The sequence below is a fragment of the Synergistaceae bacterium genome (assembly GCA_031272035.1).
GTDB lineage: Bacteria > Synergistota > Synergistia > Synergistales > Aminobacteriaceae > JAISSA01.
Map to the genome: position 1 here is coordinate 34,600 of JAISUO010000013.1, position 14,852 is coordinate 49,451.

A 14,852-nucleotide genomic window follows, 5' to 3' on the forward strand; every position below is an offset into this window, starting at 1 on the left:
ATTCGTCCAGGCAACGCTTTTTACGGGGCACAGGTCATTCAAACGTCGAGACAGCTTCCCCCTATGAATTCGCGAATGACGGAGTTGTTGGGAATCCCCTCGGACTGGATGGAGGGCACAAATTTCAGAATGTTGAGCAGCCTCAGGGCCTCTCCAAAAAAGGGAGAGTTTTCCTGCACCGTATGCAGAACGGGTTCCACATAGCTTTTGAGGACTCCCAGCTCATAGGGCAGCGACGAGTTGAAGATGGCGTTTGCCCGGTTCTGGTAGGGGAAAATGTAACGCATCGCGCCCCTGACCACCTTTGGATACATGGCGAGGGTCGCCTCGGCAGATTTGCCTCGGGTGCGGTAATCCCGAATGATGCGCCGCAGGAGACGGTTATCGCCGGTGCTGGTGCGGTTGTGGGGATCCAGACAGATGCCCGTCAGAGGCGAGACGAAAATGGTGAATCGCCTGTCCGCCGGAAGCATGTCCAGAATTCTGTCGTTGAGGCCGTGGATTCCCTCCATGATCAAAATATCGTCGGGTCCCAGTTTGATCTTTCTTCCCGGCGTCTTTTTGCCCTGCAGGAAATCGTAGTGGGGCGTGACGACCTCTTCTCCCTGCAAAATACGGGTCAGGTTGTCCTTCAGAAGGTCCAGGTCGAGGGCCTCCAAAACTTCGTAATCCAGCTCTCCGCTGGCATCCCGGGGGGTTTGCACCCGCTCAAGGAAATAATTATCCATAGGCAGCGTCACCGGGCGTTTTCCGCAGACGATGAGCTGAATTTTCAGGCGTTCCGAAAAGGTGGTCTTCCCCGACCCCGAGGGCCCCGCGATGGTAACCACCTTCACGTCGGGACGGGAGTTGATCTCAGCGGCCATTTTGCTCAGGCGCTGGGAGTGAAAAGCCTCGGAGATAAGGATCAGCTCCTGGCTTTTCCCCTTCGCCACCAGCTGGTGGAGACTGCTGAGGTAGTTCAGCCCCAGCGCCTTCAGCCAGTTGGCGTAATCGAAGAAGATGTCCCCCAGAGCCCGGTCGGTCCGGAAGGGCTCGGTGCTGTCCGGAGACGCCAGCGTCGGGGAAAGAAGCACCACTCCATGAGAGAACTGCACCAGGTCGAACACCTTCAGGACGCCGATGGAAGGAGCCAGCGTGCCGCAGAAATACCCATACTGCGAACCGCATCGATAAACCTCCACAGGGTCCACATTGGCTCGCACGAAAAGATCGGCGATTTCCGGCTCGCCCTGGGCTTCGAAGATTCGTTTGGCTTTGTCGACGGGCAGAAGTTTCCGAATGACGGGAATATTCTGCCGAACCATGTCGCTCATGGCCGCGTGCAGCCGGTAGACATCCGACTGCGAAATATCTCCGTCCTCGAACTCCCAGTAGTGCCCCTCATTGATGGAGTGCCGCAGAATCGCCTTGCGGCCGAGATCCCGTTTGCAGGCGATAACGAAGAGAAAATCCAGCGTCCGTTTGTAAACCTGCAATCCCTCCGGGGTTGTCGTCGAAAGGAACTCCGCCTCGGCGTCCTCCTCAATGACCCACTCCAGCGGTCGTATGTAGTTATTGACCCGCCACGCCACAATACCGTCGTTCAGAGAAAACCCCAGCTCGGCCATGACGTTCTGTCCGGAAAGCGGCGTCTCTCCGGTCACAAATTTTCCATCTTTGAATTTAATTGTAAAAGCCATAAGAAAACCTCCCTGAAATGCGACGACCCTTATCTCATCATCATACCGCAAATTCAGGGAGTATGCTTTTAAATTTCTCGGTGAACAAAATTTCCACTCAAAAAATTAAGCCAAAAAATCAAAAATTCCCGCCGTCTTTGCCGTTTCCGCGTTTTCGTCCGCCCGCGAGGGGCTTCGTTTTCACTATACGCTTACATCATCCGCTATAATTGAGAAAAAATTATTTTACTTTTGTGAGGAAATATCGATGAACATCGTAACCCTAACCCGAGAAAATCTGGAGCGGGAACACATTTGCTGCGCTATCTCAAATAACGGGGACTGTCAGGTTGCCGCCAAAAAGTCATGGCTTGCGGAGCGCTTTGCGGACGGGCTTGTTTTCAAAAAATGCGATGTGAGGGGCAAGTGTTTCATTGAATACATCCCGGCTGAAAAAGCATGGTGTCCTGTTGAAGCGGAAGGGTATATGCACATAAACTGCTTTTGGATATCGGGGCAATTCAAAGGGCAGGGTTATTCCAATCTGCTTCTGGACGAATGTACAAAAGACAGCAAAGAAAAAGGCAAAAAAGGACTTTGCGTCTTGTCTTCAAAAAAGAAAATGCCGTTTTTATCCGATCCTCAATATTTGAAATATAAAGGTTTTGTTGTCGCGGACACGGCAGAGCCGTTTTATGAACTGCTGTATCTGCCCTTTGACACGGGCTCTCCGAAACCGTGTTTTAAGCAGGCAGTCAAAACGCCTGAAATTAACGAACAGGGTTTTGTTTTGTACTACGCTCACCAATGCCCGTATACGGCAAAGTATGTGCCGATAATCGAAGATATGGCGAAGGCAAAATCAGTTCCGTTCAGGGCGATACGTTTTGAAACGACGGAAGAAGCGCAAAACGCTCCCGCACCGTCCACCTCATACTGCCTGTTTTTTAATGGCGGGTTTTTGACAAACGAAATTTTGTCCGAGAAAAAATTTGAAAAATTACTGGCTGAAAAAGGTCTGTAAAGGAAGTAATGATTAACCGCGCTGAAACCTGTGGAGGCTCCAGCGCGGCCGGTTTTATGCCAATTTGAAGTAATACCAATTTGCTTTCAACCGAGCGTTAATGAAGAAGCTAATGTTTGAATATCACTGCTTTTAGCCATTCTAACTTTAGGCCTTTTATTTCAAATTGGTATAAAAGGTCTGAAAATCAGCGCTTCCGCACAAAAATCAAATCCAAAAACGCCTGTTCGCTTCCTCGTACAACTGATCTCTGAAGGCGGGGTGCGCGATGGCGGCGAGAGCCAGCGCCCGGGCTCGCAGTGTTTTCCCCTTCAGCTGCGCCACGCCGTATTCCGTGACGACATAGTTGACGTCGTTTCGAGTGGTGGTCACCGCGGCCCCCGGTTTCAGGTCCGCGACGATACGGGATTCCTTTCCTCCCGCCGCCGTGGAGGGAACGGCGAAGATGGCGCGTCCTCCCCGGCTCATATTGGCCCCCCGGACGAAGTCGACCTGACCTCCGGCCCCGGAGTACTGCTTCGGACCCAGGGTATCCGCCGCCACCTGTCCATAAAGATCCACCTGCAGACAGGAATTGATGGCCACCATATTGTCGTTTTGAGCGATGATGCAGGGATTGTTGGTGTAATCCACAGGGAACATCCTGATGGAAGGGTTGTCGTCGACAAAATCGTAAAGCCGCTTCGACCCTATCAGAAACGTGGCCACGCTGACGTCTCTGTTCAGCGTCTTTGCCCTGTTGGTGATGACTCCCATTTCCATCAGCTCCGCCACTCCGTCGGAAAACATCTCCGAGTGAATGCCCAGATCGTTTTTATCCTTCAGAAAAAGAAGTACCGCGTCGGGAATCGCTCCAATTCCCAGCTGCAGCGTATCCCCGTCCCGAATCAGAGAGGCGCAGTTCTTTCCTATACCGCGTTCCACATCTCCAATCCGCGGTTCTGGCAGTTCCGGAAGCGGCTCCGAAACCTCGACGATGTAATCCAGCTGACTGACATGGATGAAACAGTCTCCATGCGTCCGGGGCATGAGTTCATTGACCTGAGCGATGACCACTCCTGCCTTTTCAGCCAAAAGACGCTGATAATCGAGGGTGACGCCGAAACTGCAATACCCGTGCCGGTCCGGTCGGGACAGGGAGAGGACGGCCACGTCAACCGGAATGACCTCTCTCAAAAGCCACGGCGTCTCCGAATAAAACGAGGTGGTGAAGCAGGCGCGGCCGGTATTGACGGCTTCACGGGTTCCCATGCTGACAAAGGTGGTGTTGTGCAAAAAATGAGATTCCATCCCGGGCTGACAGGTGGGAAGTTCCCCCATGCTCATAAGATTGAAGATACGAACATTCCTGAAATTTTCTTTATGGCTGGCCATAGCGCGAAGTATCGTCTGAGGCTCCGCCGCGGCGTGGGATGTCACCACAGAACTGCCCGAGAAAATTTTTCCGACGGCCTGCTCCGCCGATATCAGTTTGTTTCGGTAAAGCTCCTTCCAGTCCATAATCGTTCACACTCCAGGTTTTCGAACCTTTACTCGCGCTGTCAAATCATCCTGCGTCAACAGATGATTATTTGAAAAACTTCTCGTAGTATCCGAAGATAAAAATTATAATTATTGCGGTCGGAACGACATAAGTGAAATAGGGCCGCATTACGGAGGCGATTTTGATTCCCCTGCCCTGATTGGCCTCCGCCGTGAACTTCTCCCATCCCCAGCCATACCGGGAACAGCAGAAAAGGAGGTAGACGAACGCCCCCAGGGGCAGCAGGTTGTTGCTGACGATGAAATCCTCCAGATCCAGCACTCCGCTTCCACTGCCGAGAGGTTCGAAGCTCGACCAGATGTTGAAGCCGAACACACAGGGCAAAGACAGGAAGAAAATTGCTAAAATGTTCACGATACTGGATTTTTTACGGCTCCACCCCAGGATGTCCATGGAGCTCACGATGAGGTGCTCAAACACCGCCACCACCGTGGTCATGGCGGCGAAGGACATGAAAAGAAAGAACAGGGTTCCCCACAGACGTCCCTGCGACATACTGTTGAACATGTTCGGCAGAGTGACGAAGATCAGTCCCGGCCCGGCTCCCGGTTCCACGCCGTGGGCAAAGCAGGCCGGAAAGATAATGAGTCCGGCGCACAACGCCACGAAGGTGTCGAGAGCCGTGATGATAATCGACTCGCCGGCCAGAGAATGTTCCCTGTCGATGTAGCTCCCGAATATGGCCATACTGCCTATGCCGAGGCTGAGCGTGAAAAACGACTGCCCCAGCGCGGCGTAAATTCCATCCCACAGACCGTTCTCCACCAATCGTCCAAAGTCGGGTTTCAGGTAGAACTCAATCCCCTTTTCCGCGCCCGGAAGCGTGACCGCGCGGATGGCAAGGGCGATCATCAGGACGAAAAGCCCGCTCATCATAAGCTTGGTTGCCCGTTCAACCCCGCGCTGCACTCCGCAGGCGCAAATGGCCGACCCTGCGGCGACGACGGCGAACATCCAGAACGTCATCATCTTCGGGTCCATCAGCATCGCCCCGAAAAAAGCTCCGGTTTCATCGGGTGAAAGACCTTCGAAACTGCCCGTCAGGGTATACCATGTGTACGCCAGCATCCATCCGGCGACGGTCGTATAGAACATCATCAGGATATAGTTTCCCGCAAGTCCGAAATATCCGAAGATGGACCATGACGTTCCCTTGGGCTGCAATTGCCTGAAAGAACCCACAATGCTCTGCCCGGAACCTCTGCCCACGGCAAACTCCATCACCATGATAGGCATGGCGAGACAGAGGATGAAAACAAGGTAGATCAAAACAAAAGCCGCTCCGCCGTAACGTCCGGTGATAGAAGGAAAACGCCACACGTTCCCCAGACCGATCGCGCAACCTGCCGATACGAGGATAAACCCCAGCCGACTCCCCAAAGACTCTCTGCCGCGCTTTTCGTTCATTGCGCAAGGCCCTCCCTTCGATTCTTCAGCGCCGCTTCAAATCCGACGCTGTCATACCTCACCAAATTACACTCCTCTCCCAAAGTAGACTCCAGACCCAATTAAAACACATTGGGTCTGGAAATGGAATTAGAACCGCTGGTTGTTTAAAGTAGAACAGCTAAAAGCAATAATATTCAAACATTAGCTTCTTCATTAACATTCGATAACATTCGATTGAAAACAAATTGGTATCAGGCCACTTTTTCTCCCATTTTCCAGACGGATTGGATGGGTCTGGCGCCGGAAGCGTAGGCCAGCACCGCCGGAGTTTCTCCGTCCAGTACGACGAAATCCGCCAGTTTTCCGGGCTCGATACTCCCAACTTCCTTTTCCATGCCAATCGCCCAGGCGGCGTTCAATGTGGCTCCCGTCAGAGCTTCCGCAGGGGTCATGCGCATTCCCAAAACGGCAAGGCTGAACACGAAGGGCATCGACTCGCAGAAACAGGACCCTGGGTTCAGGTCCGTAGCCAGAGCCACCGGAACCCCCCGCTCAATCATCGCCCGGGCGCGGGCAAAGGGTTTTTGCAGACTGTAGGCCGTTGCGGGAAGCAGAACGGCCACGACTCCACCCCTGGCAAGGGCCGCGATTCCCTCATCGGAAGCGGCAAGCAGATGTTCAGCGGAGGTGGCGGAGAGTTCTCCGGCAAGAGAGGCCCCGCCAAGGTCGTTGACCTCATCGGCGTGCACCTTGAGTTTCAATCCCAGTTCCCGGGCTTTCGTCAGGATTCTGCGGCTTTCTTTCACAGAAAAAACACCCTCTTCGCAGAAGATGTCGCAGAATTTCGCGATACCCTGCTTTATAACCGCCGGCAGCATTTCATCCCGCAAAAGTTCGACATAACCCTCAGGAGCCGATTTATACTCCTCGGGAACGGCGTGGGCTCCCATAAAAGTGGGGACGACGCTCTGGGGCGTTTCGCGGCCCAGTCGACCGATAACCTCCAGAAGTTTCAGCTCGTCCTTTGTGTCGAGTCCGTAACCGCTTTTGATCTCGATCGTCGTCGTTCCATAATGGAGAGTGTTTTCGAGAAGACGCCTTGAAAAACAGAAGAGTTCGTCAGAGGAGGCTCCGCGGACGGAGCGCACCGAGGATAAAATTCCCCCTCCCGCCTTCAGAATATCGAGATAGGGCTTGCCCGCCACACGCATGGAAAATTCCCCCTCGCGGCAGGCGGCAAAACAGGCGTGAGTATGGGGATCGACGAAACCCGGAATGACCGCCGCGCCTTCAAGGTCGATCTCCATATCGACCTCCGCGGCCCGGCAGCCCAGGCTTTCTTCCTCGCAGGACCCCACGGCCGCAATTCGGCCGTTTTCCACGAGAATACAGGCGTCGGCAAATTCGTCGATGCTGCCCTGAGCCGTTCCGGCTGCTGCGGCGCCCCCAGTCCGCGGGGTGTAAACATGCGCATGTCTGAATATTTTACGCGTCATTCTCGAAGGCCCTCCTGAAACGATCTCACGCCAGTTCGCCGATTTCGGTTTCGACGGCGTCCACCAGACTGCCGCGCTCCGTCAGCTCCAGAGCCCGCCCGATCAGGGGATGCAGATATTCGTCTTTTTTGAGGTAGGGAATGGCTCTCCGAACGCACTCGTGAGCCGCCAGAGTGCCCTTCCCCGGTCGCAGGGAAAGACGGCTGAAATCCAGAGCCTGAGCCGACAATAACGTTTCAATGGCAAGGACTTTTTGCGTATTTTTCAAAATATTGACCGCTTTGCGCGCCGCGTAGCCTCCCATGGAAACGTGATCCTCCTGATTGGCCGAGGTGGGGATGGAGTCCACGGACGAGGGATGGGCCAGCACCTTGTTCTCCGAAACCAGAGCGGCCGACGTGTACTGGGGAATCATGAATCCGCTGTTGGTCCCGCTGTCCTCAATGAGGAACGGAGGCAGACCGGACAGGGAGCTGTCCACCATTCGGGCCTGACGGCGTTCGGATATACTGGCGAACTCGGCCATGGCAATACCGAAGAAGTCCATCGCCAAAGCCAGAGGCTGACCGTGGAAGTTTCCGCCGCTCAACGCCTCTCCCTCCTGCGGGAAGATCAGGGGGTTGTCCGTGACCGAGTTGATCTCAAGCTCAAGCACTGAACGGACATAGCCCAGAGCATCGCGGCTGGCCCCGTGAACCTGAGGCACGCAGCGCAGGGAATAGGCGTCCTGCACCCGGTCTTTTTTATACCGCTCCACGATTTCGCTGCCCTCGATCATGCGGCGCATGTTGGACGCGACGCTACCCTGGCCCCTGTAGGGACGCAGCGCGTGAGTGCGGGCGTCATAAGCGTAAGGAACGCCGTGCATGGCCTCCATGGACATGGCAGCCACAATGTCCGCCACTTTGCTCAGCCGGAGGGCGTCCAGCAGCGCCAGCGCCCCCACGGCGTTCATGACGGTGGTGCCGTTGTTGAGCGCCAGCCCTTCCTTGGCTCCGAGGGATATCGGCTTCAGACCGGCATCGGCAAGGGCCTCCTTTACAGGGATAATTCTCCCCTTATATTCCGCATCTCCGTCGCCCAAAAGAGCGATGGCCAGATGTGAAAGCGGGCAAAGATCCCCCGAGGCCCCCACGGAACCCTGACAGGGAATCAGGGGATGGATTCCGGCGTTCAGGAGGTTTATCAGTCCGGAAAGCGTCGCGTAACTGATCCCGGAGTGGCCGCGGCTGAGGGTGTTGATGCGCAGAAGCATAATTGCGCGGGTCACATCTTTCGGATACGGCTCCCCCACCCCGCAGGCGTGACTGCGCAGAAGATTTTCCTGCAGAGTTCGTCTGTCTCCGTGAGAAATTTTCACGGAAGCCAGATCGCCAAAACCCGTCGTTATGCCATAGACAGCTTCATCTGATGCAGCCCATCGCTCCACAAGCGCGTTCGCCTCTTTTACAGCCGTAACGGCCGCGTCGCTCAAACCAACTCCATAGCCTTCTCTCGCCACCTTGATGATGTCTGTAAGCGTCAGAGAAAGTCCATCCAGAACTATCGTTTTTCCACCCATATCGCGCGCCCCCTAAATAAAAATATTTTAATCGCGATCAGTTTCATCGCAAAACACTCAGCCAGGAAAACAGTCCACCTCTCGAAGCGTAAAAATAACACATCCAATCTGTATCTATTGTAAGCAAATCTTTCGTCCTCAGCAATAACATCGCTTTAATGTAAAAAAGTGACCGAGTAATAAAAAGTCGAAGAAAATGAAAAATCCGCCGCGGCTGCACTGAAGATAAACAGAAGATAAACAGGCGTGAATACAAAAACAAGGGCCCCCTTCAGGGGACCCCTGCGGCACAGTCTGTAATATTGTCTGAGTATTACACTGTGTTTAAAAATACATAAAATTGCTTACGCTTTAGCCTTCCCGGTGACGAGGCTCACCGCGACAAGCACCACCAGAGCGGGGATCGCGGCGACCAGCTGAGGATAAGGAACCGGAAGAATTTCGTAGCGGCCAAGGAACAGGACGACAACGCCCGTAATCATCGCCGCGGTAGCCCCCTGACCCGTGGCGCCCTTCCACAGATACCCTCCGAGAACCGGAACCAGCATACCGGCCACCAGGATCGAATAAGTGAACGAAAGCAACCCTATGATCGTGGTGAAGCTCAGGGCCACAAACATCGACACCGCGCCCGTCGCGACCGCCACCACCAGTGACAGGTACCTGCAGCTTTTTTCACTGGCGTTGGGATTGAGAGTGTTCTGATAAATATCGTGGACGATGTTGGCGGTAACTCCCAGAATCTGTGAGTCGGCCGTGGACATTATGGCCGCGATGATGGCGGCGATGAACAGCGCGCCGAAAATCGGATTGAGACCGTTCAGGATCACGTTGAAAAGCACCGATCCGGCCTGCAGATCCGGAAAAACGGCATGTCCGTACATTCCGATGATCGGAGGCAGACAGGCAAGAGGGATCAGAAGCGCGGCCGACAGGAAGGGACTGACCACCGCGACCCGTTCATCCTTCGACGCGACGACCCTCTGGAACGAAGCCTGTGAAAGGAAACCGTACAACGTCGTCGGAACAAGGATCATCAAAAATTGATAGGTGCTCCAGGATTCGGGGACGACGCTGAAAAAATTCGCCGGAAGAGCTGTCTGGAGGTACCCGAATCCGCCGGCCGACAGAACCACGAAGAAAACGCTCAGAAGCCCGACGCCGCCCACAATCATCTGAATGAAGTCCGTCATCATAACTCCCCACAGACCGGACATGGCGGAATAAACGATGACAACGATCGTAACGATGGCAGCTCCCGTAAATCCGTCCAGACCGACGGCCTGAAGCAGACGCTGGCCCGCCATGATCTGCCCCGCGATGATCCCCACGCTGGCGATGGAGTTGAAGATGGCGTAGCCGGTGGACGTGACGCGATCTCCGTAGGTCTTGTAAAGCAGGTCCGCTACGGTGATGTATCCGGCCCGATAAATTCCGCGGGCCATAACCAGTCCGAAAACCACGTACGACAGGGCCATGGCAAACCCAAACCATATTCCGCCGATGCCGATCTGAGCGCCCTGTTCAGCCCCTCCGACGACAAAACCTGCTCCGAAATGGCTCGCCATGTAGGACGCGGTCACGATGGCGAGCGTCCCTCTTTTGCTGCTTGTCAGAAAGGAATTGGTATCTTTGGCGTATCGGCTTCCATACACGCCAACCGCGAACATTCCCACCAGATAAAGCCCCAGAATCACTATAAACGTCATTGCCTTTCCTCCTTAGAGATGAAAATATATTCGAATAAATAAATCGCTTCTCATTTAAGTAAACTGTTTCTCATTGTTTCAGGATGATCAGGGCGTCCAGCACGCAGACCCCGGATGAACCGATGCGCACGGGATTGAGGTCCGTTGCGGAAATTTTTTCCCGGAAACGATACGCAAATTCCGAGAGCCGGAGCATCAGATCCTCCAGCGGAGCCGTGTCGAAGGCCGCCCGACCTCTCATCTCTCCCAGCAGCGGACGGCTTTTGGACTTCGCGATCATCTCCTTCACCTTTTTCCTGTCAACCGGAATCAGGCCGAGAGAAGAGTCCCTGAACACCTCCACGTAAATGCCCCCGGGGCCGTACACCAACACAGGGCCGAACTGAGGGTCCTCGTGGGTTCCGACGATGAGGTCCACGCCGTCGGGAATCATTTTCTGAAGCGTAACTCCCTCCAGTTTCGCGTTCGGAAGTTTCTTCGCCACGTTCCGCAGCATTTCTTCGCGCGCCTTTTTCAGAGCGGGCACGGATTCCAAGCCGAGAGCAACGCCGCCGGCGTCCGTTTTGTGCGCGATGTCCGGGGACTCGATCTTCATCACAATGGGAAAACCCAGCTTTGCGGCAGCCGGTTCGAGCGCCGATTCATCCGCGCAGAAAATTTGTTCCGCCACGGGAATCCCCAGGAGAGACATCAGCTCCTTGCCTTCCTTTTCTCCAAGAAAATTTTTCCCCCGGGAAAGTTCATCCAGTTTTTTCTCCAGGGCGTTCCAGTCCGCCTCCGGCACAAAACGAGCTTCCTCCAAAGGCGCGTCCTCGTCGAAACTGTGTCTGATCAGGCCGCACACGGCCTTTATTGTTTCTCGCGTCCCCTGAAGGTAGGGCACGCCGGTCTCGAACAGTTCTTTAAGGATCTCCGGGCAGAAGGGACCCGAGTGATTCGAGAACATCACCACCGGGACTCCCTCCCGAAACACCTCGCAGACGGCATGAACGACTTTCGTGTAGTGGCTTATGGTGCTGGGACCCAACCCCGCCGGGGCATCCTGAGAGACCAGAATCAGCCCGCACTCCGGGTCTCTGGCGCAAATCTTCAGTACGCGCGCGTAATCCTCATAGTTGCTGGATCCGACGGGACCCACGTCTATGGGGTTGACGATTTTCAGGAACGGGGGAATGATTTCCTTCAGCCCTTCGACAGTGGCATCGCTGAACGTCATGAATTCGAGCCCCATCGTCGAGGCAAGGTCGGCGATCATACCGATCTGTCCCCCGGATATGGTGGTCATCGTTACACCTTTGGCCCTCATTTTGGGGGCATTCAGCAGGAGCGTCGTCACCTGGAGCATTTCGTCGAAGTCGTCGACCCGAATGACTCCGGCTTCCGCAAGAGCTTCATCGAAAACACTGTCCTCACCGGCTATGGCGGCGGTATGCGCCCTTACGGCCTGTCTGCTCACCTCCGATTTCCCCGTTTTGAGCGCGACCACCGCTTTCCCTCCGCGTTTACACTCTCTCACGCTGTCGAGAAATCTGCGCCCGTCCTTCACGCCCTCAATGAAGGTCACGATAACTTTCGTCTCCGGATCTTCGCTCAGGTACAGAAGATAGTCGGAAAGCTCCAGAACGGCCTGATTGCCGCATGAAATCACGTGGCTCAATCCAAGATTTTTAAAATACTGCAACATCGCAATGGCCATGGAACCGCTCTGGGAAATCACCGCGATGCCGCCCGAGGTCATTTCGGGCGGTATGGAGGCGCTGTACGCTCCCGTGTGAAGCCTCACGTTCAAATGTCCCAGGCAGTTGGGGCCGCAGAGACGGATTTCATGCTTTTCACAAATTTCCGTCATGCCTCGCTGCAACTCCGCTCCCTGCTCTCCCGTTTCGGCAAAACCGCTGGTATAGGCCATGACCGCCCTTATGCCAAGGTCTCCGCATTCCTTCAGAGAATCGAGAACGCGCTCCGCCGGCAGAGCGATGGCGACGAGATCCGGCTTTGCGGGAAGCTCCCGAAGGCTTTTGTAACACTTCAGGCCAAAAACTTCGTCTCTTTTGGGGTTGACGGGATAAACGGTACCTTTGAAATCCATGTGGAGAAGGTTGTAAACCGTATTTCTTCCCGGTCCAACCTTTTCCGTGGCGCCAACAACCGCTATCGTTTCCGGTTTCAAAAGACCGTCCAGTTCTTTTTTCCAGGTCTGCCCGCTTTTCATCGAACATCCTCCGTTTCAAACTTCGCCCCGTCGGGTCACTTTTTCTGTTTATTCTTTTTCCATTCCATCGCCGCCTTGAATCCCTCTTTTTTGACGATTTCGTTGAATTCGGTATCCGTGTCCATTTGATTCAGGCGGCAAAGGTTGAACAGCTCCGCGGCAAAGTCGGCGGCATGTTTGAATCCCATTATTTCATAGGCTTTATTGATCTGGGTTTTCAGCATCCCCAAAGCGACTCTGGGCTGAGAGGCAAGTTTTTGGGCGATCTTCATCACCTCTTCATCCACTTTATCCGCCGGGACAATCCTGTTGACGGTGCCGATGCGATACAGTTCCGACGCGCTCATCATTTCTCCCAGCATCATCAGTTCCCGCGCCTTGTTGGGAGGAAGCTTGTAGGGCTGGATGAGGATATCCGGTATGTAGGAAAAACCGATTTCCGGCTCTCCGAACTGCGCATCTTCCGCTGCGACAATCATGTCGCACATAAGCGCCAGATGAGCGCCTCCTCCGATACAAAAGCCTCTGACCGCCGCGATGACCGGCTTTTTCATGTCCCAGATTTTCAGCCAGGTGTCCAGTTCCCACCGGGTGTTTTCCCGCCTGTTCTCAATGCCCAGGATCGGCGACGAGATGGATTCCTTCAGGTCGAATCCGGACGAAAAAGCCTTATCTCCCGCGGCGGCGATGATGAGAACGTAAACCTCCTTATCATCTGCCGCTTTGTCGAGAGCTTCGCTTAACAGCTCCACCAGCTCCCGCGACAGGGCGTTGCGGGTCTCCGGCCGATTAAGCGTGATCTTCGCGATGTGATCCTTCACTTCATAAATAAGCGCACTCATCCAAAACCGCCTCCACTTATATTCTGTACTTCGCTATTTTCGCTTCATCCAGTTCTATCCCGAATCCCGGCGCGTCGGGCATGGGGATGCAGCCGTCCTTTTCAGGGGAATAATATTTGGTCACAATGCCCTGAAAGACGTCAGGCGTTATCTTTGGCGGATCGTAGGGGTACTCCAGCCAGGTGAAATTCGGCAGAGAAGCCACGAGATGCATCGTCTGCAAAACTCCGAGGCCGGGAATCCACGCGTGAGGGTTGCACAGTTTTCCAAAGGAGTCAGCGATCGCCGCAATTTTCCGAATCTGACTCATCCCCTCCGACATCGTGCAGTTGGGCTGTAAAATGTCATAACTCCCCTTATCCAGCATCTGCTTGAATTCATGGATGCCCTTGTTTATCTCTCCCCCCGCGATCGGAATATCCACCTCCGCCGCCAGCCTGGCCAGCCCGTCGTAGTCGTATCGGAAAAGGGGTTCTTCCAGCCACAGACATTTGAGATTTTCCATTTCCCGCGCGGTATCTCTCGCCCGTCCATAGCTCCACACCGGGGGGATTCCGTCGCGCTGACGCTCGACGGCCGTTCCCTGATTGGCGTCCGCTATGATTTCCAGCGCATCTCCCACAGCATCCCGGACGGCTTCGATCATGGCGATATCGTCCTTCAGTTTTTCATGGTGAAACCGGAGCTTCACGGCTTTGAAGCCCTCACTGACAAGCCTTTGGGCGTCTTCTTTGCGCTGCTCAGGGGAGCGGATCTCTCCCCAGGCCGCGTACACCCTGATTCTGTCCCGGGCGGCGCCGAAGAGTTTATAAACCGGCTGTCCGGAGGCCTTGCCGACGATGTCCCACAGGGCGTTTTCCACCAGCCAGGGCCTTGCGGCTATTCGCGCCACATCGCGAAATTTGAGAATCAGACGCTCGATATCGAAAGGAGACTCCCCCACCAGAAACGTTTTGAGATATTCAACCGTCTCCTTCATGATGGACAAAATTCCAAACGGAGCCTCGCAGGTCGCGTGGCCTTCAATCCCCTCATCCGTCATGACGCGAACGACAAAAATCGTCTGTCCTTTCTCCACCCGCCCCGGATACCACGTTGGATAAAAATCCTGCCCATATGGCATCATCACCGCGTCATAACTGATATCCGTGATCTTCATAGAAATACCACCCTCTCGTCGACATCGTATGCCTAAATCACAAATTACAGTGTTATCTGTTTAATATGTGAAAGTGAAAATCGTGGACTATTATAGTGGGTGATTCCAAAAAAGCAATAGCAACAATCGACCACACAAATTAACGAACACAACACAAAAGAACCGTGATAACCGTCATACCGGAGAAAAAGATAAAACCACGTTTCCCTTTCTCCGGCACGCGATTCTATTCTTCGAAACGTTCCTGTCACTGTTC

At 54.3% G+C, this 14,852-nt stretch carries 10 protein-coding genes; 1 reads left to right on the forward strand and 9 read right to left on the reverse strand.

Annotated elements, in window-relative coordinates:
* Window positions 1-38: 38 nt before the first annotated feature.
* Window positions 39-1,682 carry a nucleoside kinase gene (locus LBR61_01380; protein ID MDR1730723.1) on the reverse strand — a complete coding sequence of 548 codons (1,644 nt, stop codon included), beginning with the start codon at window positions 1,680-1,682 and terminating at the stop codon, window positions 39-41.
* Between the two features lie 247 nt (window positions 1,683-1,929).
* Here LBR61_01380 and LBR61_01385 point away from each other — a divergent pair, with 247 nt between their 5' ends.
* Complete coding sequence (locus LBR61_01385) at window positions 1,930-2,685, forward strand: YoaP domain-containing protein (protein ID MDR1730724.1); 756 nt, start codon at window positions 1,930-1,932, stop codon at window positions 2,683-2,685.
* Window positions 2,686-2,892: 207 nt separating this feature from the next.
* On the opposite strand, the gene LBR61_01390 is transcribed toward LBR61_01385, so the two are convergent.
* The 8 genes from LBR61_01390 to LBR61_01425 form a co-directional block, all read right to left on the reverse strand.
* A complete protein-coding gene (locus LBR61_01390) occupies window positions 2,893-4,185 on the reverse strand; it encodes a hypothetical protein (GenBank protein ID MDR1730725.1) in 1,293 nt (430 codons plus the stop codon).
* Window positions 4,186-4,252: 67 nt separating this feature from the next.
* The gene (locus LBR61_01395; protein ID MDR1730726.1) at window positions 4,253-5,635 is read right to left on the reverse strand and encodes a sodium-dependent transporter; all 1,383 of its coding nucleotides are present in this window, start codon (window positions 5,633-5,635) and stop codon (window positions 4,253-4,255) included.
* A 233-nt stretch (window positions 5,636-5,868) separates the two neighbouring features.
* Entirely contained in the window at window positions 5,869-7,113 is a 1,245-nt protein-coding gene (gene hutI / locus LBR61_01400; GenBank protein ID MDR1730727.1) for an imidazolonepropionase, read from the reverse strand.
* A 25-nt stretch (window positions 7,114-7,138) separates the two neighbouring features.
* On the reverse strand, window positions 7,139-8,674 hold the full coding sequence (gene hutH / locus LBR61_01405; protein ID MDR1730728.1) for a histidine ammonia-lyase: 1,536 nt from the start codon (window positions 8,672-8,674) through the stop codon (window positions 7,139-7,141).
* A gap of 344 nt (window positions 8,675-9,018) precedes the next feature.
* The gene (locus tag LBR61_01410; GenBank protein ID MDR1730729.1) at window positions 9,019-10,383 is read right to left on the reverse strand and encodes a sodium:solute symporter family protein; all 1,365 of its coding nucleotides are present in this window, start codon (window positions 10,381-10,383) and stop codon (window positions 9,019-9,021) included.
* 70 nt (window positions 10,384-10,453) lie between these two features.
* On the reverse strand, window positions 10,454-12,595 hold the full coding sequence (locus LBR61_01415; GenBank protein MDR1730730.1) for an acetate--CoA ligase family protein: 2,142 nt from the start codon (window positions 12,593-12,595) through the stop codon (window positions 10,454-10,456).
* Between the two features lie 35 nt (window positions 12,596-12,630).
* Window positions 12,631-13,437 carry an enoyl-CoA hydratase/isomerase family protein gene (locus LBR61_01420; GenBank protein ID MDR1730731.1) on the reverse strand — a complete coding sequence of 269 codons (807 nt, stop codon included), beginning with the start codon at window positions 13,435-13,437 and terminating at the stop codon, window positions 12,631-12,633.
* A 16-nt stretch (window positions 13,438-13,453) separates the two neighbouring features.
* A complete protein-coding gene (locus tag LBR61_01425) occupies window positions 13,454-14,596 on the reverse strand; it encodes a mandelate racemase/muconate lactonizing enzyme family protein (GenBank protein MDR1730732.1) in 1,143 nt (380 codons plus the stop codon).
* Window positions 14,597-14,852 lie beyond the last annotated feature (256 nt).

Excerpts from the sequence above, each read along its gene's own strand:
- LBR61_01380 (MDR1730723.1), bottom strand. The coding sequence starts at position 1,682 with ATGGCTTTTACAATTAAATTCAAAGATGGAAAATTTGTGACCGGAGAG.
- LBR61_01385 (MDR1730724.1), top strand. The coding sequence starts at position 1,930 with ATGAACATCGTAACCCTAACCCGAGAAAATCTGGAGCGGGAACACATT.
- LBR61_01390 (MDR1730725.1), bottom strand. The coding sequence starts at position 4,185 with ATGGACTGGAAGGAGCTTTACCGAAACAAACTGATATCGGCGGAGCAG.
- LBR61_01395 (MDR1730726.1), bottom strand. The coding sequence starts at position 5,635 with ATGAACGAAAAGCGCGGCAGAGAGTCTTTGGGGAGTCGGCTGGGGTTT.
- hutI (MDR1730727.1), bottom strand. The coding sequence starts at position 7,113 with ATGACGCGTAAAATATTCAGACATGCGCATGTTTACACCCCGCGGACT.
- hutH (MDR1730728.1), bottom strand. The coding sequence starts at position 8,674 with ATGGGTGGAAAAACGATAGTTCTGGATGGACTTTCTCTGACGCTTACA.
- LBR61_01410 (MDR1730729.1), bottom strand. The coding sequence starts at position 10,383 with ATGACGTTTATAGTGATTCTGGGGCTTTATCTGGTGGGAATGTTCGCG.
- LBR61_01415 (MDR1730730.1), bottom strand. The coding sequence starts at position 12,595 with ATGAAAAGCGGGCAGACCTGGAAAAAAGAACTGGACGGTCTTTTGAAA.
- LBR61_01420 (MDR1730731.1), bottom strand. The coding sequence starts at position 13,437 with ATGAGTGCGCTTATTTATGAAGTGAAGGATCACATCGCGAAGATCACG.
- LBR61_01425 (MDR1730732.1), bottom strand. The coding sequence starts at position 14,596 with ATGAAGATCACGGATATCAGTTATGACGCGGTGATGATGCCATATGGG.